The sequence below is a fragment of the Hydrophilobacter chitinilyticus genome (assembly GCF_049860745.1).
Taxonomy (GTDB): domain Bacteria; phylum Pseudomonadota; class Gammaproteobacteria; order Burkholderiales; family Burkholderiaceae_C; genus Rhodoferax_B.
This window is the reverse complement of the sequence record NZ_CP187561.1, coordinates 818,932-840,397: the sequence shown is the minus strand read 5'-3', so window position 1 is coordinate 840,397 and position 21,466 is coordinate 818,932. Positions and strand designations below refer to the sequence as shown.

Here is a 21,466-nt window from a genome sequence, read left to right as displayed (position 1 = left end):
GAACTGCGGAAATGCGGGTGCCGTGGCCGCTATTTCTGTCAGCCATTGCCGCCCGCCAGGCCCAGGCCGTCAAAGCCCGGATGCCGTCGTCAACGCCACCCACGTGACGCGACCGCCCATGGTCACACGCACTTGCACTGGCAGCCCCCCCTCTGGCACATCGCGCGCCCATAACGAGCAGTTTTGCGTGTCGAAACCCAGCCACGCGGGCAACGGCTCATCCCGGCCATCGCGCAGCCAATAGGCCTGCACTGGTACCAGCGGATCGGCGCGACGGCAGTCCACCGCCGCTTCGGGCAACGGCATCCACACCGTGCGTCCTTGTGAGACTGTGTCACTGGGAAGTATCACGGAGACCCTGCCGGGCACACCGTCTTGCACCGGCGCGATCAACTCAACGCGCACCGGCGGTGTGCCAGGGGCGCGTGGCGTGCCGGAATCCGTGGGACCAGATGGGCCAGTCGGAGCCCCGGGGCTAGCAGGCGCGCCAGGCCCGGGTGGCGGGTCAGCGGGCGCCGGTGAGGAGGGTGGCACCGCTGGTGCAGGCGGCGTTGCCGGTGCCGGGGGACTTGCAGGACCGCCCGAGGCTGGTGGTGCCGACGGATCGCCCGGTACCGAGGGCGCTGGCGGTGAAGGAGGTGTCGGCGGCAATGGTGGACCGGCCGGCACCGAGGACGCGGGCGGAGCCGGAGGATCAACTGGTACGGCAGGCGTTGTCGGCGCAGGTGGTGTGGGAGGAGCCGGCGGTGTGGGCGGCGCTGGGGGGGCCGGTGGCGCCACCACGGGCGGATCGGTCACAAGAATTGGGCCATCTGGCGTGCCCGGAGCAGGGGGCGCCGGCGGTGTGGGGGCGGCCGGAGGAAGGGTTGGCTCCAGGGTTCCGGCGTCGGGCCCGGCAGCGGTGATGTTGGCAGCGGTCAGCCCGGTGGGCGCCACGGTGTAGTTGCCGGCATCGGCACCGGTCAGGCTCACTGCCGTTACGTCCACTGGCTTGCCCTGACCCACCAGAGGGTCGCGGAAGTTGCCGGTGCGCACAATGCCCAGGGTGTCGCCGGCTATGCGGTCATCGGCTGTAAGTACTGTGGCCGCCGTGGTGCCATCGGCCACCTTGTCGACGCCGGTATAGGCCACCACCAACACACGCGGCGTCACACTCACGGACGATGCGGCCTGGCCTATCACCTGGTAGTTGCTTGCCAGGCCGCCATTACCACCCGCACCCAACACCAAGCCTGTGGTATTGGCCAGGGCTTGGTTGGTCTGCACGTTTTTGCTCACCAAAGTACCTGTGCCGCTGACGGCAAAGGTTTCGCCCGCCACACCGCTCACCGCCAGATAGCCAGCGTCCATCGCAGTGGTGCCGTCATACACGCGCGTGCCTGCCACCAAAAGAGTAGCGGGCGTCACGCTGACAGACGAGCCAACTGCGCTCAGTGTGTTGTAGTTGCTCGCCAATCCGCCATTGCTGCTGCCGCCGAGTGTGAGCCCAGCCACGCTGGCCAGAGGCTGGTTGCTCTGCACGTTTTTATCGGCCAGGGTTTCACTGCCGCCCAACGCAAAGGTTTCTCCCGCAGCCCCTACGGCTGCGAGATTGCTGGCTGCGATCAAGACACTTCCGTCGTACACGCGGCTGCCCACCACGGCGAGGTTGGCGCGGTTGATGGTGCTGGTGGTGTTGTTGAGATGCGTGATGGTGTAATTGGCGCCGCCGTTGCCGTCGTTCACCGTCACCCCGGCCACGCTCACGGTTTTGTTGCCGATGCCGGCATTCTTGTCAGTGTAGGCAAAACTGCCGCCACTCAAGGCATCGGCGCCATACAGTGTGCCGCTGCTGAGAATTGCACTGGCACCCGGCGCACTCGTGTTACCGTCGTAGATTTTCACCACATCAGCAGTGGTCACGCTCACGACGGCGGGCGTCACGCTCACTTGCGAACTGGCCGCATTCAACACGTTGTAGTTGCTGGCCAACCCACCGTTGCCACTGGCGCCCAAGGTGAGGCCGGCCACGCTCGCCAGGTTCTGGTTGGTTTGCACGTTCTTGCTGGTCAACGTACCTGAGCCCGTGAGCGCAAAGGTTTCACCGGCAACCCCGTTGGCGGCAAGGGTGCTGGCGTCCATCGCGGTCGTGCCGTCAAACACGCGTGTGCCAGTCAAGGTGATGTTGGCCGGGGTCACACTGACGGTGGAGCCCACAGTGCTCAAGGCGTTGTAGTTGCTCGCCACACCACCGTTGCCGCTGGCCCCCAGCGTAAGTCCGGCCACGCTGCCCAGCGGCTGGTTGGTCTGCACGTCTTTGCTGGCCAAGGCTTCACTGCCACCGATTGCAAAGGTTTCGCCCGCCACACCGTTGGCCACCAAGCTGGCACCGGCGATCACGGTAGAGCCGTTGTACGCGCGCCCACCTACCACGGCCAGGTCGGCACGGTTGATGGTGCTGGTGGTGTTGTTGACCTGTGTAACGGTGTAGTTGGCACCACCATTGCCATCGTTCACCGTCACGCCTGCCACCGTCACCACCTTGTTGCCCGACCCCGCGTTTTTGTCGGCATAGGCAAAGCTGCCGCCGCTCAAGGCATCGCTGCCAAACAGCGAGCCACTCGCCACAATGGCGCTGGCGCCAGGCGCCGTGGTGCTGCCATCGTAGGTTTTCACCACATCTGCGGTCGTCACACTGATGGCAGCTGGCGTCACGCTCACCGAAGAAGCCGCAGCGCTCAGCACGTTGTAATTGCTGGCCACGCCGCCATTGCCGCTAGCCCCCAAAGTCAGCCCGGCCACACTGGCCAGGTTCTGGTTGGTCTGCACGTTCTTGCTGGCCAACGTACCGCTGCCCGTCAACGCAAAGGTCTCGCCCGCCACACCAGTGGCCGTGAGGTTGCCGCCCGCCATGCTGGTACTGCCGTTGTAGACCTGGGTGCCGGTCAAGGTCAGGTTGGCGGGGTTGATGGTGCTGGTGGTGTTGTTGGCCAGGGTGAGGGTGTAGTTGCCGCCACTGTTACCGTCGCTCACGGTCACACCGGCCACGGTCACGGTCTTGTTGCCAATGCCGACGTTTTTGTCGGTGTAGGCGAAGCTGCCGCCACTCAGGCTGTCGCTGCCAAACAGCGTGCCACTGGTGACGATGGCGCTGGCACCCGGCGCGGCGGTGGTGCCGTTATAGGTTTTGACCACATCGGCGGTGGACACGGTGAGCGCCGCTGGTGTCACGCTGGCGGATGACCCCGTGGTGCTGATGGCGCTGTAGTTGCTGGCCACACCGCCGTTGCCGCTGCTCCCCAAGCTGAGCCCGGCCACACTGGCCAGCAGTTGGTTGGTCTGCACGTTCCTGCTCGACAGCGTGCCGCTGCCGGTCAACGCAAAGGTTTCACCCGCAACGCCTGTGGCCGTGAGCGTGGCTCCAGCCATAGCGGTGCTGCCGTCATAGACCCTGCTGCCGCTGAGGACCAAGGCCGCAGGCGTCACACTGACGGAAGACCCGGTGGTGCTGATCGCGTTGTAGTTGCTCGCCAGTCCACCGTTGCCGCTCGCCCCCAGGGTGAGTCCGGCCACACTGGCCAAGGCCTGGTTGGTCTGCACATCTTTGCTGCCCAGCGTGCCGCTGCCAGTCAACGCAAAGGTCTGCCCGGCGACGCCGGTGGCGGTGAGATTGGCACCGGCCATGCTCGTGGTGCCGTTGTAAACCTGGCTGCCGCTCAACACCAGGTTGGCCTGGTTCACCGTCAGCGTGCCATCGGCGTAGCTGATCGCATAGCCCAGGCCGTTGGTTAAGCCGCCGGCACTAATGGCGTAGCTGCCCGCATTTACTGCTCCTTGCGAGGTACCGCCGTAGGCCACGGTGCCGGTGAACACGCTGTTGGCGTCGCCATTGGCATTGCCGCTGAACGTCACGCCATTGCCACCACTGAAAGCGGCCGCGTCATAGGTCTTGCTGGCGTTGGTGGCCGTCACGGTGACGGTGGGTTGCTCGCGGTAGATAGCGTAGAGCCCCGTGCCCAAAGCGGTGCTGTAGTTGGTAGCAACCTCGTCGCTGTTGTAGCGGAAGCGGCCGCTGCCCGAGCCCACCAGAGCGGTCAACCCGGTGCTGCCAGCCACGCTCCCGGTCATCAAGGTAGCACGGCCACCCGCGCCCGTGCTCACGCCGCCACCGGCGATGATCAGGTCGCCGCCCGCCCCGGTGCCGGCGGCCGTCGCCACCCCGGCATTCAGGCGTAGCGCCGTGGTGCTGGCATTCGTGGTACTGACGTTTTGCGTCACCGTCAGGTTGCCGGCGCTGGTACCAATGTCGACCACGCCCGAAGCGCTCACACCGTTGACCGCGCCCACCGTGCCGATCTGCAGTGCGTTGGTGTCGCGGTACGCCACCGCCCCCACACCGGATGCCGCCAGTGTGGCCACGTCGTTGGCCGCTGCCGTGGTCAACGCGTAGTTGGCGGTCGGGCCGTTGAGCAACAGGTTGGTAGCCGTGATGTTGGCGCCCGCAGCCTGCGTCACGCTGGCGCCGGTACCGGCCGTCAAGGTCAGTGTGCTGTTGGCACCCAGCGCGGCATTGAGCGTCATGGCCGCACCGTTGACCAGCGTGAAGTTGGCCGCCAATGCGGGGGTGCTGGCCGCAGACACCGTCAACGCACCAGCGGCGGTGGCGTCGTTGCGCCCCACCACCAGGGTACCGGCGGTGATGCGATCAAGCTCGGCGTCCGTCAGCCCCAAGGTGAGCGGGCTGCCGGTCAACACATCGGCGCCGCCAATGTTGACCAGGGTGCCAGCCGTGCGGTTGCGGATGGTCACCGTGCCGGTGCCGGCGTTGATGCTGGCCGGCGTGCCAGAGGTGTCGATGTTCACCGTATCGGCCGTGATGGTGGCCGCACTGTTGGCCGTGGTCACCGCCCCAGTAGCCCCCAGGTTGGCGCCATAGGAAGTTGTACCCACACCCGCCGCGCCGGTAATGCCCACGGTGCCACTGCCGATGGCCGAGATCACGCCGGAACTTGCGACGTTCACGCCATGGTTGCCAGTGCTGGCGCCACTGCCACCGCCCTGCCCCACCACGTTGACGTTGCCGCCACCGGATGTAATGGCGCCACTGCTGGTGACACTCACACCGTGATTGGTATCGCTTGTACTGGCACCACCCGTGCCCGTAACACTGACTGCCGAGGTGCCGCCAGCGGTGACAGTGCCGCCCAATACCACCACCCCAATATCGCTGCCACCCGCGAGCCCCGCCCCGCCCCCGGTGCCCGTCAACGTTGTGCCACCGCCGCCCGACACCTGCCCCGCCGTGGCGATGTAGATGCCGCTCTGGTTGCTGCCAATGGCGGCACCACCCGTGCCCTGCATGGTGAGCAGACCGCCTGCCTGCAGCGCAGCGTTACTGTCCACCACAATGCCGATGTTGCTGGCACTGGTCCCCGCGCCGCCGCCTTGGCCGGTGATGGTGGCGGCCGCAGCCCCTTGCGTGCCGACCAGAGTGTTCACGCCCGTGATGTTCACGCCGAAATTAGAGTTGTCGCCGGTCGTACCACCACCAGTACCGCTCATGGTCAGCGTACCCGCGCCAGCGGATTGCAGCGTGGCTCCGGCCGAAACCTCAATGCCGATATCTCCCCCACTCGCCGTGCCCGCGCCATTCCCCACACCGGTCACCGAAATGCTGCCGCCGGTGGTGGTCACCCGGGTATTGGCATCGCGAATCATCACCCCCGCATTGCTATCGCCCTGCGCAGCGCCGCCTGTACCGGTGAGAGTCAATGCACCGGTGCTACCACCGGTGATGGTGGAGGCGGTCTCCACCAGAATGCCGATGTTTTCAATGGTGGCGCCGGTGGTGTTGCCCCCACCAACGCCGGTGATCGCGATGCTGCCCGCGCCGGTGGTGCTGACAGCACTGCCCGTGCTCAAACGCACACCGCGCTGCCCACCCGCACTACCGCCCCCCTGGTAACCCAGGCCACGCATTGCGATATTGCCACCGCTGGCGTTCAACGTTGCCCCCAGCAGCGCAATGCCTGAAACGGCTGTGACCCCATCCCCCACCGCCGAGCCCGCGCCGGTACCGGCGCTGCCGCCACCCAGCGTGATGTTGCCGCCATTGCTGTTGATGCTGCTGCCGGTGTTCATCACGATGGCACCGCTGTTCGATCCATCTGCGTCGGCGTTCAAAATCACGCTACCGTTGGTAAGCGTGGTGATGCCCTGGTTGGCGTTGAACACGATGTTCGATCCACCCAACACCGTGAAGTTGGTCGCCAACGCGGGGCTGATGTTGGCCGACACCGTGACATCGCCCGACGCCGTAGCGCCCGTGCGACCAATCACCAAGGTGCCGGCCGTGATGCGGTCGAGTTCGGCATCCGTCAGCCCCAAGGTCAGCGGGCTGCCGGTCAACACATCCGCACCGCCCAGGTTGATCAAAGTGCCAGCCGTACGGTTGCGGATGGTCACCGTGCCTGCCCCGGCATTGATACTGGCCGCCGGGTCGATGGCAATGGAGTCGGTGGTGATAGTCAGGGCCGCGTTGTTGGCAGTGCTGGCGGCAGCCCCTGCGGTCAGGTTCACCCCGAAAGAGGTCGCCCCCACGCCCGCAGCACCCGTGACGCTTACCGTGCCATTGCCCGTAGCCGAAATGCTGCCGGAGCTCAACTGAACACCATAGTTGTTGTTGCTGGCACCGCCGCTGCCATTGCCTTGCCCAATGACCGCGACATTGCCGCCCGTCGATGTGATCGCGCCGCTGGAGGAAACAACCACACCGCCGTTGCCAGCTCCTGTGCCCGCCCCCCCCGTACCGGTAACGCTGACCGGCCCCGTGCCGCTGCCGGTCACCATCCCGCCAAACACAAACACCCCTTGACCGCCGCCTGTGGCGCTACCACCTGTACCCGTCAGTGTGGTGCTGGCCGCCCCCACCACTTGCGCTCCAGTGCCCACATAAATGCCGTGCTGGCCTACGCCTGGCGCGGTACTGCTACCCGTGCCCGTCATGCTCAGCGCCCCGGCACCACCGGCCTCCACCTTGGCCCCTGCGTCCACCGCAATCCCGACGCTGCTTTGACTGATGGAACTCCCCATGCCTTGCCCAGTCAAGGTGACGTTGCCGTTGAGCGCCCCCACCAGGGTATTGGTGTCTGTGATGGTGATGCCTGAATTCTGGTTGTCATCCCCCGTCCCGCCGGTGCCGGTCACCGTCAAGCTGCCGGCGCCTCCGGCCTGCAACGTGCCGCCGAGCCGCACAAAAAGCCCGGCGTTGTTGCCACCGCCAGGACCAGCCGCCCCACCGGTCCCCGTCACCGCAATATTGCCGCCTGTCGTGCTGACCTTGGTGTTGGCGTCGCTGATCAGCACCCCAGCATTTTTATCATTGCCTACGCCCCCCCCGGTGCCGTTCAACGTCAATGTTCCGGTGCTGCCACCGGTAATGCTAGAAGCCGCGTCTACCATGATGCCGGCGTTCTCGTCTACGCTCACATTACTGTTGTTACCCCCAAAGCCGGTGATGGCGATGGTGCCCGCGCCGGTGGTGAAGACGGCACTGGCCGCCGTGATCCGCACCCCTCGCTGTGCAGTAGCCGTCCCACCGCCCTGGTAGCCCAGGCCCCGCAGCACAATGTTGCCGCCGCCCGCACTCAGCGTGGAGCCCACCACCCCAATACCGGCCAGGATGTTGACCCCATCGCCCACAGCCCAACTGGCGCCCGTGCCCGCACTGCCTCCACCGAAGGTGATGTTGCCGCCGTTGGTGACGATGCCGCTGCCGCTGTTCATCAAGATGCCCCCCGCCCCCGAGGCGTCAAAGTCGCTGTTGAACAAGACGTTCAACTGGCCCACCGTGGAGCTGATGCCCACATTGCTCGCCATGATGATGCTGTTGTGCGCGCGCAGCGTGAGGTTGGCGTTGCCGCCCGCCGTCTTGGCGATGTTGGCGTTGATGTTGATGTCGCCCGCACTCGCACCACCGGCGCCGGTGGTCAGTGTGACGTTGGTGCCCGCGTTGAGCGAGGCGTTGATGCTGCTGGCCAGGATCACCGAGTCCGCCGCCGAGGTGTAGGTGGCCGCATACGGCGTGCCGCTGGCACCAGCGGCCGCGATGGTGATGTTGAACGGGTCGAGCAGCCATTCCCCGGCCGTGCCCTTGGGCGCTGCGGCGCTGGCGTAGCCCCCGGCCACGTCGAGGAAGTAGCCCGAGGTCTCAATTCGGCCCCCGTCACCGCCGTTGGCACCGGCGTTCGCCAGCAGAGTGCCGTAGGCGCGGGTGGCGCCCGTACTGTTGTGGATGTCGGACCAGGCGACGACTTCACCACCGTTGCCATAGCCGGTGGCACTGGCGTCGAGCACGGTGTTGGCGCCGAGGTAGACAGCCTTGGATTGCGGGGTGAAGCCGCCGCCCTGCCATTCACCACCGACGTGGAGGGTGCCGCCACCGCTGCTGCCAGTAGCGCGGATCTGGCTGTTGTCGAGCACGGCGACATCGGGGGCGGTCAGGGTAATCTGGCCGCCTTGGTTGGTCTGGCTGCTGGCATCGAGCACGCTGTTGCCGCTGACCAGGGTTTGGCTGCTGGCTTCGAGCAGGATGCGCCCGCCGCGCTCGGTGAGGCCGGTGGCGGCCAGCGTGCCGCTGTTGCGCACCACGCCGCTGAGCAGGCTGTCGACTGCGCGCGCACTCAGGATCACCGTGCCTTCCTCGGCGATGACGGCGTTTTGATTCTCCACCAAGGCGTTCAGTTGGCTGGGGGTGACGTCGATGCCCGCCAGGCCGGTGCCGTTCAGGTGCAGGGTGATGGTCTGGCCCGAGGCCAGTACCGCCGTGCCCAGCGGCACGGCCACCACACCTTCGTTGCGCACTTCGGGGGCCAGCAGGGCGATGTAGCCGCCGAGTTTGGCTTGCAGGCTGCCTTGGTTGACCACCGCCGCGCTCTTGCCGGGCTCGGTGAAGGTGTTGCTGCCGGCCATGAACGCGGCATCGGTCATGCTGTGGGTGGTGGCCACCAGGCCGCCCACGTCCACACTGGCGGTCTTGCCAAACAACACGCCGTTGGGGTTGAGCAGCCACACCTGGCCGTTGGCGGTGATGCTGCCGTGGATCTGGCTGGCGTTGCTGTCGAGCACGCGGTTCAGCGTGACCGCTTGCGCGCTGGGTTGGTTGAAGTTGACCTTGGCCGCGCTGCCGACGTTGAAGGTGCCCCACTGGATGGCCGCGCGCTGGCTGCTCTGGTCGATCTGCAGCGTGGCGCCGCTTTGCTGCAGCGTGGCACTGCCAGCCGTCACCTGCCCTGCCGTGGGCAAGGTGTTCGGCGCAGGGATACCTTGCGCCCAGGCCCCAGTGGCCATGGCACCACCCAAGGCCACGCTCAACAAGCGAGTGCTGGGAAGGCCGGCTCTAGTGGTGGTGGAGCTCTTGCCCCGCGTGTTCACGCCTTCGTGCGTGACCACCCATGCCCCACGGCAAGCATTCCAGACGATGCGATGAATGTGGTTCATGCTGATGCCTCCGGAAAGTCAAAATGACAAACCTGCCGTAAGCCAGAAGCGGTTGCGCTTGTAGCTGCCATCTTGGTCATGCCCATTGAGCAACGGACGCGGGTTGGAGCCGAAGCGGCGCGCCCACACCAGTTGCAACTGCACGTCGCGCACGTTCAACAAGTCCAGACCCAGGCCCGCCCCGGAGAGGTCGTAACGGTCTTGCCCGTTCAGGCCCCAAGGCTTGCGGTTGACGGTGACCTGGCCCCAGTCCACAAACACCATCAGCCGCAGATTGGCCGAGAGGTTGGTTTGCAGCTCCAGGTTGACGATCTGCCCTTCACTGCCGCCAGCCTCGCTCACGGGGTAGGCACGCACACCATTCGGCCCGCCAAGGTAAAACTTCTCGCTGGAGTCGAGGTTCTTGTTGGCCCATTGCGCGCTGTAGCGCAGGTTCAGCGCCGTACTCTGCGAGCCCAAGATTTGCAATGGCTGCTGGTGCGCGGCCTGCAGGCGCAGTACGTTGAAGGTGCCGGCGGCTTGCGGCCCAGCGGCATCGAAGCTTTGGTTGGGCGAGCCGCTCAGGTCCAGATCACCAAAAACCCAGTAGAGCGACCCCGAACTCCAACCACCGCTCCACGCTTGGTCCAGCCGATTGCCCCACAGCCCGAGGCTCGCTGTGCGCACCGTGTAATCGGAGGTGGCGATACCGCTGGCCTGGTTGTAATAACGTTTGTCGGCCAACGCCACACCGGCAAACAGGTTGGCCGCAGGGCTGCGGATGACGGGATAGTTGGCCAAGCCTTCAAAGATGGTCGACCGGCCTGAAGCATCAAGGGTTTGGTACTCGGGGCTCACCAGCCGGTAATCAAGGTGCGAGGCCGCCAATCCGAGTTGCAGACCACGAGGCCCCACGGGCAACGAGTAAGCGGCATGCACGTAGTCGCTGCCTTCGCTGTGCAGCGCCCCCACGGTGGCTTGATCACCCAGTGAAAGCGGGCTGGCCCAACCCAGGCGGCCATAGATGCGCGCCGTGCCGGTGGCACGCGCACCGGCGTTATCGCCCACAACTTTGCCCGAAAGCAGCGGTTCGTCTTGGGTGTTCAGCACCAGATCGGTCTCGCCCGGCTGGCTGCCCGGCTCCAGCTTGCCGGTAACAGAGGCACCGGGCAGGTCATCGGCAAGCAGTAATGCACGGTCGAGCGCAGAAGTGCGCACCAGATCACCCTTGGGCTGCACGGCGTCCACCAATTGTTGCAGCTTGTCAGGAGGCAGGCGCGAGAGGCGCTCTCCCTCAATGCGCACATTGCCAAACTGCCCTTCTGTGATACGCAGCGTGGCCACGCCTTCGGTCAAGTCTTGCGGCGCAAACTCTGCACGCGCCAAGTAGCCCGCTTGGCGATACGCGGCGGTGACGGCACGCGCCATCTGCTCCAGTTCAGAGAAGGCTAGAGGCTGGCCTAGCCATGGTGCCACCAACACCTCCAACTGGGCTGTGGGCACAACCGTGTTGCCCTGAAATCGAATCGCACTCAGGGTGACGCTTCGCCCTGCGGGTGCGCCGGAAGGACCAGCCGGCGCAGTGGGTTGGCGTTGCAGGGTGGGGGGCTTAGGGCGTTGTCCGCCTTCGATTTGCTGCATCACGCTGCCCGCGTCTGGTACCGGAACCGGCACCGGCTGCGCCCAGGCTGCGGACACCCCACACCATAGCCACGACCAACGAGAAAAGTAGAAGCGCGAATGCATCGTCACAGGCCACTCCCTCTGCAAATACAGAGCGGCCAGTGTATGCAAATGTTAAAAAATGCAAAGCATTTTGTTTCAGCCAGGTATCAAATAAATCAAGGCCGCTGTATGCATTGCCTTGTCAACCAAAACTAGGCTTTCACACGTGCCCGCCATGTTGCACCGCCAAAACGCGTCTACAACCCGCGCTGGATCAGCAGCTTCTGAATATCCGAAGTCCCCTCGTAAATCTGACAGACCCGCACATCGCGGTATATGCGCTCCAGCGGAAAGTCGCTCACGTAGCCATAGCCACCCAGCGTTTGGATGGCGGCGCTACACACGCGCTCGGCCATCTCGCTGGCGAAGAGTTTGGCCATGGCGGCTTCTTGCAAACACGGGCGGCCGGCGTCGCGCAACGCAGCGGCGTGCCAGATCAGTTGGCGTGCGGCCTCAATCTGCGTGGCGCATTCGGCCAGGCGAAAACCCACGGCTTGTTGGTTGAAGATGCTGCTGCCAAACGCTTGCCGGTCTTTGGCGTAGGCCACAGCCACGTCGAACGCGCTGCGCGCCATGCCCACACTTTGCGCGGCGATGCCGATGCGCCCGCCCTCTAGTGCGCCCAGCGCGATCTTGTAGCCCTCACCTTCCGCGCCGATCAGGTTCTCGGCAGGAATGCGGCAGTTGTCGAAGTTGATTTGCGCGGTGTCGCTGCTGTGTTGGCCGAGCTTGTCTTCGAGCCGTGCCACGGTGTAGCCCGGCGTGTTGGTGGGCACGATGAAGGCGCTCATGCCGCGTTTGCCCGCGCCCTTGTCGGTCACGGCCACCACGATCACTACCTGGCCGTTTTTGCCGCTGGTGATGAACTGCTTGACGCCGTTGATCACGTACACATCACCCTCGCGCTTAGCCGTGGTGCGCAGGCTTGAGGCATCGCTGCCAGCCTGCGGCTCGGTCAGGCAAAAGCCACCGAGCATCTGCCCTTGCGCCAGCGGCGTAAGCCACTGCTTTTGCTGCTGTGCATTGCCGTAGCGCAGCAGGATGGCGTTGACCGGGCAGTTGGTCACGCTAATGGCGGTGCTGGTGCCGCCGTCACCCGCCGCAATTTCTTCGAGCACCAGCGCCAGCGACAAGTAATCGAGCCCGGCGCCGCCCAGTTCTTCGGGCACACAGATGCCGTAAGCGCCGAGCGCGGCCAGGCCCTGGTGTGCCTCGCGTGGGAAGTGGTGCTCCTTGTCCCAGCGCGCGGCGTAGGGCCAGAGTTGCTCTTGGGCAAACGCACGCACCGCGTCGCGGATCATTTCCTGGTCTTGGGTGAGCAGCATGTTTTTGTCTCCTGTTTGTTTTTGGATTTATTGATTTTTCGATTGTTTGGTTTGTTTACCAGTGCGCTGCTCTGCGGCCGTCGTGGTGCAGCAGCTGCCCCTTGTCAGCATCGGTCACCCCCGCCAAGGTGTTGCGAATGCCTTGCACGCTGGTCTCTACCGTCAAGGCTGCGCCGCTGCCGCCCATGTCGGTCTGCACCCAGCCGGGGTCGATAGTCACCAATCGCGCACGCGGGTAGTCGTGCTGGGCGGCAGCCACGGCCATGTTGAGCGCGGCCTTGCTGGTGCGGTAGAGCCACGAGCCGCTGTTGGGCACGCTGCCGATTTGCGACATTGACGACGAGAAGAATGCGAACACACCACCGGCTTCTTCCACCAACGGCGCGACTTGCGGCAGCGCCTGCATGGCGCCGAGCACGTTGGTGTGCATCACCGCGTCGAAGTCTTCTTGCGTGGGCGGCGACAACGCACCGGGGCGGCGAATCACGCCCGCCACATAAAGGGCGACGTCGATCTTTTCTCCGTCGAGCGTCCAGGCCAGGCCGCTCACACTCGCGGGCTTGGCCACATCGACCACGTGTACCTCGGCGCCCAAGGCTTGCACAGCGGCTTTGTCTGCCGGGTTGCGCACGGTGGCGAGCACGCGGCAGCCTTCTTCAACGTACTGGCGCACCAGCTCTAAACCGATGCCGCGCGAGGCGCCAATGACCAAAATGGTTTTCATAGGGGACTTAAGAAAAATAAGGCTCTACCGCTTATGGAGAAAGCGCAAGCAGCTATCAAAAAAAGAGTTTCCAACATCAGGCCGAGCGTCCGACCTTTTGCTCTTGGTCGAGCTGCGCCTGGTAACGCGCCAGCATCTGGGCCTGCGATTCGGGCTCGGTCGCCAAGCCCATCTGGTCGTGGATCATCTGGCCCATGGTGGGCAACACGGCCCGTTCCACCTTCGCGTCGGCATGCCACAGGCGCGAACGCATGAAGGCTTTGGAGCAGTGCAAATAGGCTTCAGCCACACGCACTTCGATCACCAGCTTCGAGCGTTGTCGCTCGGCCGTGAACAGGTCGGTGAACGCAGCCTCTTCGCGCAGTTGCGCCGTGCCGTTGATGCGCAAGGTTTCGTCCACGCCGGGGATCATGAAGATCAGCCCGATGCGCGGGTCGACCAACAGATTGCTCAACGTGTCGAGCCGGTTGTTGCCACTTGAATCGGGCAGCAGCACGGTGTGGGCGTCGGGCGTTTTCACAAAGCCAGGGGCACCGCCGCGCGGCGACGCGTCAAGCAACGCACCGCCGTCACCGCCCGTAGCCACTACGCAGAAGGGCGACAGCGCGATAAAGCGTTGGCCGTGTGGGTCGAGCTGCGGCAACTGCTTGCGCAATGCGCGCTCGCCGGGCTCGCCATAAAGGCTGCGGAGTTGGTCGAGGGTGGTGATCATCAGGTCGCGTCCTTTAAAACGTGTTTACAACAGCTCAATCGCCACCGCTGTAGCCTCGCCCCCACCGATACACAGCGTGGCAATGCCGCGCTTCTTGCCACGGGCTTGCAGCGCATGGATCAGCGTGACCATGATGCGGGCGCCACTCGCGCCGATGGGGTGGCCCAGGGCGCAAGCGCCCCCGTGCACGTTGACGATGTCGTGGCTGATGCCCAGTTCGGTCATCAGCGCCATGGGCACCACGGCGAAGGCTTCGTTCACTTCCCACAGGTCGACGTCTTTGACGCTCCAGCCGGTTTTGGCTAGCAGCTTTTGCACGGCGCCCACAGGCGCTGTGGCAAACCATTCGGGCTGCTGCGCGTGGGTGGTGTGCGCCACCAGGCGGGCGATGGGTTTGGCGCCGATCTTTTGCGCGTGGCTGGCGGTGCTCATCACCAGTGCGGCAGCGCCGTCGTTGATGGACGAGCTGCTGGCGGCGGTGATGGTGCCGCCGTCTTTCTTGAACGCAGGTTTGAGCGAGGTGATCTTGTCGATCTTCACCTTGCCGGGGCCCTCGTCTACCTCCACCAAGGTCTCGCCGCTGCGGCCTTTAATCGACACTGGGGCGATCTCGGCTTTGAACAAACCATCGGCCGTGGCGTGGCGCGCACGCTCCACGCTGGCGGTGGCAAACGCGTCTTGCTGTTCGCGCGTGAAGCTGTATTTGGCGGCGCAGTCTTCGCCAAAGGTGCCCATGGAGCGGCCGGGTTGGTAGGCGTCTTCCAGGCCGTCGAGCATCATGTGGTCGAAGATGCGGTCATGGCCCATGCGGTAGCCGCCTCGGCCCTTGAGCATAAGGTAGGGCGCGTTGGTCATGCTCTCCATGCCACCGGCCACCATCACGTCGTGTGTGCCGGCCAGCAGCAGGTCGTGCGCCAGCATGGCGGCCTTCATGGCCGAACCACACATCTTGCTGAGCGTGACGGCGCCCGCGCTGTCGGGCAGGCCGCCCTTATAGGCCGCCTGGCGCGCGGGGGCTTGGCCTTGGCCGGCCATCAGGCAGTTGCCGAACAACACTTCGCCCACCGCCGCAGGCGCCACGCCCGCACGCTCCACCGCCGCCTTGATGGCCACGCCGCCGAGGTCGTGTGCGGCCAGCGCGGCGAAGTCGCCCTGGAAGCTGCCCATGGGAGTGCGCGCGGCACCGAGGATCACGATTGATTCAGACATTTCAGATCTCCTTAGAAGTAGAGGTACAGCCTCTAAACCGGGCTGCTGCGTTGGGTGACAAACCGCTTCTCGCGGTCGTAGGGAAACACGTCGTGCACGTAGCCCGCCTGGATGCGCTCTTTGTGCTCTTGCCAAAACGCCATGTCAAGCAGGTCGGCGTGGTGGCGCATGAACACGTCGCGCACCGCAGGGTTGCCCAGCAAGAACGGGCCAAAGGTTTCGGGGAACACATCTTTCGGGCCCACGCGGTACCAGATCTCGCCGCTCATCTCTTCCTCTTCGGTGCGCGGCGTGGGCACGCGGCGGAAGTTGCAGTCGGTGAGGTATTCAATCTCGTCGTAGTCGTAGAACACCACCTTGCCGTGACGCGCCACACCAAAGTTCTTCCACAGCATGTCGCCTGGGAAGATGTTGGCCGCTACCAGGTCTTTGATGGCGTTGCCGTACTCCACCACCGCGCGCTGGATTTGCTCCAGCCCGCGTGGGTCTTGCGCGCCAGCATCAAAGGCTTCTTGCAGGTAGAGGTTGAGCGGGATCATGCGCCGCTCGATGTACACGTGCTTCAAGATCACTTCGGCTTGGCCATCACCATCGCGGTCGCTGACTTCCAACTGGCTCGGGGCAAACTTTTCCAGCTCGGCAATCAACGCGTCGTCAAAACGTGCACGCGGAAACGCCACTTCGCTGTACTCCAGCGTGTCGGCCATGCGGCCCACGCGGTCGTGCTGCTTCACCAGTTGGTACTTGGCTTTGATGCCTTCGCGCGTGGTGTCTTTTTGCGGCGGGTAGTAGTCTTTGATGACCTTGAACACATAGGGGAACGAGGGCAAATCAAACACCAACATCACCATGCCCTTGATGCCGGGTGCGATGCGGAACTTGTCGCTGGAGTGGCGCAGGTGGTGCAAGAAGTCGCGGTAGAACAGCGTCTTGCCCTGCTTGGCCAGGCCCAGCGCGGTGTAGATTTCGTTGCGCGGTTTGCGCGGCATCATGCTGCGCAAAAACTGCACATAGGCCGACGGGATCTCCATGTCGACCATGAAGTAGGCACGTGCAAAGCTGAAGAGTTTGAGCAACTCGTCCTCACCAAACAGCGCCGCGTCGATGGTGAGTTGGCCGCTCGCGTTGTGCAGAATCGGCAGCGTGAACGGGTGCTCGCCAAAGCCGTTGATCACCTTGCCACACACGTAGGCGCCCTTGTTGCGGAAGAACAGGCTGGAGAGCACCTGGATCTGAAAGTTGGCGCGTAACTTCACCTCTCTCACATCACCCAACTGCGCGCGTAAGGCCTGCCCTACCGAGGCCACGTCGCGCGGTAAGTCTTCAAAGGCACGCTGCAGGTCGAACTCTTGCATCACCTTTAGCAGCACCGCTTCTAGCGTTTCCAGCGTGGGGTAATAGGCGCGGAAGCTGGGTTTCTTTTCGTGCTCAGCGTTCTCGATGTATTCGGTGCTGACCGCCGGCCGCACAAAAATGAAGTCGTTGTGGAAGTGGGTGCGGTGCAGGATCTTGGTGGTGACGGAGTTGAAAAACGTCTCCGCCAACTCGGGCTGGTGGTGGTTCACCAAAAGGCCGATGTAATGCAGCTTGGCCTGCTGCCACACGTCCATGGGTTGCTGGCCGGCACGGAATTCTTTTTCCAGGCGCATCACGCATTCGCGCACCCGCAGGTCGTAGAACTCGATGCGCTCGCGGGCCGCGCGCTGCTGGCCGTGCCAGTCGGCCGTTTCAAAGCGGTGCTTGGCGCGGGCCGACTCGGTACGGAACAACCGGTAGTGCCGGTTAAATCCGTCCATCATCGCCTTGGCCATGTCATAGGCCAGCGGGGAATCCAGGCGCTGGGGAAACATGCGTTGCGACGTTTCTCTGGCGCCAGTCAGGTCGGCCTAGTGCCCTACCCGCGCACAGCCTGTGCCACGCCCTGAACGGCGGACTTGTAAGCTGCCTCCAGCGAGTCGAAGTCGCTGACAGTGATCTTCAGGGATTGCAACAGGCCGTCGTGAATGCCGTACACCCAGCCGTGCACCGCAACCTTTTGGCCGCGCGCCCAGGCGTCAATCATCACCGTGCTTTGGCACACGTTCACCACTTGTTCGATGGCGTTCAGCTCGACCAGCATGTCGTGGCGATACGCCTCGGGGGTGGCGTTGAGCAGGTGCCAGTGGCGGTCGCGCACATCCTGGATGTGGCGCAGCCAGTTGTCGGCTAAACCGACGCGCTGACCCGCCAGGGCCGCAGCCACACCCGAGCAACCGTAGTGGCCCACAACGGTGATGTTCTCGACCTTGATCACGTCGACCGCGAATTGCACAGTGGACAGCGCGTTCAAGTCCGAATGCACCACCACGTTAGCCACATTGCGGTGCACGAACACTTCACCTGGGTCCAGGCCCATGATTTCGTTGGCGGGCACGCGGCTATCAGAGCAGCCAATCCACATGTACTTGGGCCGTTGCTGGGCCATCAGTTCGGTGAAGAAACCGGGCCGCTCACGCTCCATTTGGGCAGCCCAAGCGCGGTTGTTCGCAAAAATGTCAGAAATGGAATGTGTCATAGGGAGTATTTTGCCGAAAGTTGGTTACCAAGCAGTTCCATGCGCCGCAAGCCTGACTGCGACTGATGACTTAGGCGAGATTGCCGACGACGCATCACACATTCCATGGCCCGCATCACATGGTCTCGGCGAACAGTTCGCGGCCAATCAGCATGCGGCGGATTTCCGAGGTGCCGGCGCCAATTTCGTACAGCTTGGCATCGCGCCACAGGCGGCCCAGCGGGTACTCGTTGATGTAGCCGTTGCCACCAAAAATCTGCACGCCTTCACCAGCCATCCACGTCGCTTTTTCGGCGCACCACAGAATCACCGAGGCGCAGTCTTTGCGCACCTGGCGCACGTGGTCGGCGCCCAGCAGGTCGAGGTTTTTGGCCACGGTGTAGGCAAACGAGCGGCCGGCTTGCAGCACGGTGTACATGTCGGCCACCTTGCCTTGGATGAGCTGAAACTCGCCAATGCTTTGGCCGAACTGCTTGCGATCGTGGATGTAGGGAATCACGTTGTCCATGACCGACTGCATGATGCCCAGCGGCCCGCCGGTGAGCACCGCGCGCTCGTAGTCCAGCCCGCTCATCAACACCTTGGCGCCACCATTGAGGTTGCCCAGCACGTTGGCCGCTGGCACCTCGACGTTCTGGAACACCAGCTCGCCGGTGTGACTGCCACGCATGCCCAGTTTGTCGAGCTTTTGCGCGATGGAGAAGCCGGGCATGCCCTTCTCGATCAAGAAAGCCGTGACACCACGCGCACCCAGCTCGGGTTCGGTCTTGGCGTAGACCACCAGCGTGTCGGCGTCGGGGCCGTTGGTGATCCACATCTTGGTGCCGTTGAGCAGGTAGTAGCCATTCTTTTCTTCGGCTTTGAGCTTCATGCTGATGACGTCGGAGCCCGCGCCCGGCTCGCTCATGGCGAGTGCGCCCACATGTTCACCGCTGATGAGCTTGGGCAGGTATTTGGCGCGCTGCGCCTCGGTGCCGTTGCGCTTGATTTGGTTGACACACAGGTTGCTGTGCGCGCCGTACGACAAGCCCACAGAGGCCGAAGCGCGGCTGATTTCTTCCATCGCCACCATGTGCGCCAGGTAGCCCATATTGGCGCCGCCGTACTCTTCAGACACGGTAATGCCCAGCACCCCCAGTTCGCCCATCTTGCGCCACAAGTCCATGGGGAACTGGTCTTTGGCATCGATCTCGGCTGCGCGGGGCGCGATCTCGGCCTGGGCGAATTCGTAGACCGCGTCGCGCAGCGCGTCGATGTCTTCACCGAGTTGGAAGTTGAGTCCGGGTAGCGTCATGTTTGTCTCCTCACGTTTGAATTTTTGAATCTTTACGGTGCTGCCGTCATGGGCACCGGCGCCAGCGTTTGCTGCATCACGGCGCAGTCTTTGCGCGTGCCGTCGGCCGCCACGTGTTGCACTTCGGCCGTGGTCACGATGATGCGTTTGCCGGCTTTGACCACGCGACCGGTGGCGACGATTTCGCCCTGCTGAAAGGCGGCCAGAAAATTGACCTTGTATTCGACGGTGACCACCTCCATGCCTTCGGGGCAGACGGTGAGCGCGGCGTAACCACCCGCAATGTCGGCCAGCGCGCCCATGGCGCCACCGTGGAAGCCGCCCTGCTGCTGGGTTACCTTGTCGGAATACGGCAGCGCCACTTCGCACAAGCCTTTTTCAACGCGCAGCAGGCGCGCGCCCAGGTGCACCATCATGCCTTGGCGGTCAAAGCTGGCTTTGACGCGCTGAAAGTAGGGGTTGTCGCTCATGCGGCCACCTTGCGCTTGGCTGCGGTCTTGGCGGGTGTTTTGGCTGGGGCCTTACCCGCACCTTTTTCCGAACCTTTTTCCGACTTGGCCAACAAGGCCCGCGCCTCTTCTTCATGGGCTTTGACCTCGTCGAGGTTGGCCGTCAGCTCGGTCAATTGGTCTTCAAGTTGCTGGCGGTGCGCACCCAGCACGGCCAGGAATTTCTTCAACTGCGGCCCGGTGTCACGCGGGTGGTCGTACATGTCGATGATCTCTTTGGCCTCGGTCAGGCTCAGGCCCAGGCGCTTGGCGCGCAGCGTGAGTTTCAGGCGTGTGCGGTCGCGGGCGCTGTAGATGCGGTTACGGCCGCCGGGCCCTTCACGCTCGGGCTGCAGCAGGCCCATGTCTTCATAGAACCGCATGGCGCGCGTGGTCAGGTCAAACTCTTTGGCGAGGTCGCTGATGGTGTAAGTGATACCCATGGTGGCCGTCCTGAAGGTGCGTGAAGGTAAAAGCGAGGGTGACTGCAAGCTGCGCGGCAGTTGCTTACAATGCGCCCACAAGTTGACGTTTACGTAAACGTCAATTATGTCCTAAAAAGGCGATTGCATGAACGCTCTTGAAAGTCAGCTCGATTACCCCCTTGGCGACACCCTGCCCGCCCCCGGCCAAACCGTGGAGGTGGCGCCCGGTGTGTTCTGGATTCGCATGGCGCTGCCGTTCGCGCTAGACCACATCAACCTTTGGCTGCTGCGCGACGAGATCGATGCCGCCGACGGCAGCGGCGCCAAGGTGCAGGGCTGGACGGTGGCGGACTGCTGCATTAGCAGCGACAAGACCCGCGCGCAGTGGGAGCAGATTTTTGCCACCATGCTCGGCGGTCTACCCATCCTGCGCGTCATCGTCACCCACATGCATCCCGACCACATTGGCCTGGCACACTGGCTCTGTGAACGCTGGCAAGCCCCGCTGTGGATCAGCGCCACTGACTACTACGTGGCCCGGCTGTTTTCACAAGGTGCCAGTGCCAACGGTGGCGAGGCGGCGGCCGCGTTCTTCTCGGCGCACGGGTTGCAAACGCCAGAGGTGCTGGCCGCCATTCGCGGCCGTAACAACTACTACGCCGAGCTGGTGCCCGACGTGCCACGCAAATTCCACCGCATGCGCGACGGCGACACGCTGCGCATTGGCAGCCGCGTGTGGCAATGCATCAGCGGCTATGGCCATGCCCCCGAGCACATCGCGCTGTACAGCGAAGGGCCAGGCACGCCGCTGCTGCTGGGCGGCGACATGATGCTGCCGCGCATCTCGACCAACGTGAGCGTGTACGACACCGAGCCCGAGGCGAATGCGTTGCAGGAGTTTTTGGACTCGATCGACAAGTTTGCCCCGCTGCCGCGCGACACCTTGACGCTGCCCGCCCACGGCAGGCCGTTTCGCGGCCTGCACACCCGCATCCAGCAGTTGCACGACCACCACCGTGAGCACCTGGCCCATGTGTTGGCCGCCGCCCAGGCCGCGCCGTGCAGCGCCGCCGATGTGCTGCCGGTGCTGTTCAAGCGCCAGCTCGACGTGCACCAAACCACGTTTGCCATGGGTGAGGCCATCGCGCATTTGCACAAGCTGTGGGTGGATGGCGACCTGCAGCGCGTACGCGGTGCCGATGGCGTTTACCGCTTTCGCCCCACGGCGCAGGGCTTACGCCAGGTTGCCAAGGCTGTGCAGCCTGCTGGCGAAACCATGGCGCTGCCGGTACAGGCTTAAACCCCTTCGGCTGGTTTTAACGCAGCCGGCCCACTGGCGGGGGCCGTCTTTTTTCGCGCGCGAACTTGCACGCGCGCAGACGCGCTGACGCGCACGCTCGGGCGCTCACGCACATGCCGGCGCACGCCAGCACACGCGTAAATACGCGCTCCACACCCCTGCCCGCAACACCGGGAAAGCCCTAGCTATTTCACGCGTCCACAGGCCGTCTCACAAATGTACGATCCAGTACGTTTACAAAAATCAATCCATCC

General features: G+C 64.0%; 12 protein-coding genes. 1 reads left to right on the top strand and 11 read right to left on the bottom strand.

Annotated features, from left to right (window positions below; all coding sequences use genetic code 11):
* Positions 1 to 69: 69 nt before the first annotated feature.
* From ACPWMG_RS03965 to ACPWMG_RS03915, 11 genes are all read right to left on the bottom strand, one after another.
* Positions 70 to 9,477, bottom strand: a complete 9,408-nt coding sequence (locus ACPWMG_RS03965) for a YDG domain-containing protein (protein WP_483303358.1) — start codon at positions 9,475 to 9,477, stop codon at positions 70 to 72.
* A gap of 18 nt (positions 9,478 to 9,495) precedes the next feature.
* Positions 9,496 to 11,202 (bottom strand): ShlB/FhaC/HecB family hemolysin secretion/activation protein, encoded by a 1,707-nt coding sequence (locus ACPWMG_RS03960; protein ID WP_483305173.1) that lies wholly within the window; start codon positions 11,200 to 11,202, stop codon positions 9,496 to 9,498.
* Between the two features lie 176 nt (positions 11,203 to 11,378).
* On the bottom strand, positions 11,379 to 12,506 hold the full coding sequence (locus ACPWMG_RS03955; RefSeq protein ID WP_483303357.1) for an acyl-CoA dehydrogenase family protein: 1,128 nt from the start codon (positions 12,504 to 12,506) through the stop codon (positions 11,379 to 11,381).
* Positions 12,507 to 12,561: 55 nt separating this feature from the next.
* On the bottom strand, positions 12,562 to 13,230 hold the full coding sequence (locus tag ACPWMG_RS03950) for an SDR family oxidoreductase (RefSeq protein ID WP_483303356.1): 669 nt from the start codon (positions 13,228 to 13,230) through the stop codon (positions 12,562 to 12,564).
* 76 nt (positions 13,231 to 13,306) lie between these two features.
* Positions 13,307 to 13,942 (bottom strand): pyridoxamine 5'-phosphate oxidase family protein, encoded by a 636-nt coding sequence (locus ACPWMG_RS03945; protein WP_483303355.1) that lies wholly within the window; start codon positions 13,940 to 13,942, stop codon positions 13,307 to 13,309.
* Between the two features lie 24 nt (positions 13,943 to 13,966).
* A complete protein-coding gene (locus ACPWMG_RS03940; protein WP_483303354.1) occupies positions 13,967 to 15,151 on the bottom strand; it encodes an acetyl-CoA C-acyltransferase in 1,185 nt (394 codons plus the stop codon).
* Between the two features lie 32 nt (positions 15,152 to 15,183).
* Positions 15,184 to 17,001, bottom strand: a complete 1,818-nt coding sequence (aceK, locus tag ACPWMG_RS03935; RefSeq protein ID WP_483303353.1) for a bifunctional isocitrate dehydrogenase kinase/phosphatase — start codon at positions 16,999 to 17,001, stop codon at positions 15,184 to 15,186.
* A 44-nt stretch (positions 17,002 to 17,045) separates the two neighbouring features.
* Positions 17,046 to 17,705 (bottom strand): carbonate dehydratase, encoded by a 660-nt coding sequence (gene can, locus ACPWMG_RS03930; RefSeq protein WP_483303352.1) that lies wholly within the window; start codon positions 17,703 to 17,705, stop codon positions 17,046 to 17,048.
* Between the two features lie 115 nt (positions 17,706 to 17,820).
* Positions 17,821 to 18,999, bottom strand: coding sequence for an isovaleryl-CoA dehydrogenase (locus ACPWMG_RS03925; protein WP_483303351.1), 1,179 nt, complete (start codon positions 18,997 to 18,999; stop codon positions 17,821 to 17,823).
* A gap of 32 nt (positions 19,000 to 19,031) precedes the next feature.
* On the bottom strand, positions 19,032 to 19,469 hold the full coding sequence (locus tag ACPWMG_RS03920) for a PaaI family thioesterase (protein WP_483303350.1): 438 nt from the start codon (positions 19,467 to 19,469) through the stop codon (positions 19,032 to 19,034).
* Complete coding sequence (locus tag ACPWMG_RS03915) at positions 19,466 to 19,930, bottom strand: MerR family transcriptional regulator (protein WP_483303349.1); 465 nt, start codon at positions 19,928 to 19,930, stop codon at positions 19,466 to 19,468. The genes ACPWMG_RS03920 and ACPWMG_RS03915 overlap by 4 nt, the downstream gene beginning before the upstream one ends.
* 127 nt (positions 19,931 to 20,057) lie before the next feature.
* Between ACPWMG_RS03915 and ACPWMG_RS03910 the strand changes: the two genes are divergently transcribed.
* Entirely contained in the window at positions 20,058 to 21,212 is a 1,155-nt protein-coding gene (locus ACPWMG_RS03910) for an MBL fold metallo-hydrolase (RefSeq protein WP_483303348.1), read from the top strand.
* Positions 21,213 to 21,466 lie beyond the last annotated feature (254 nt).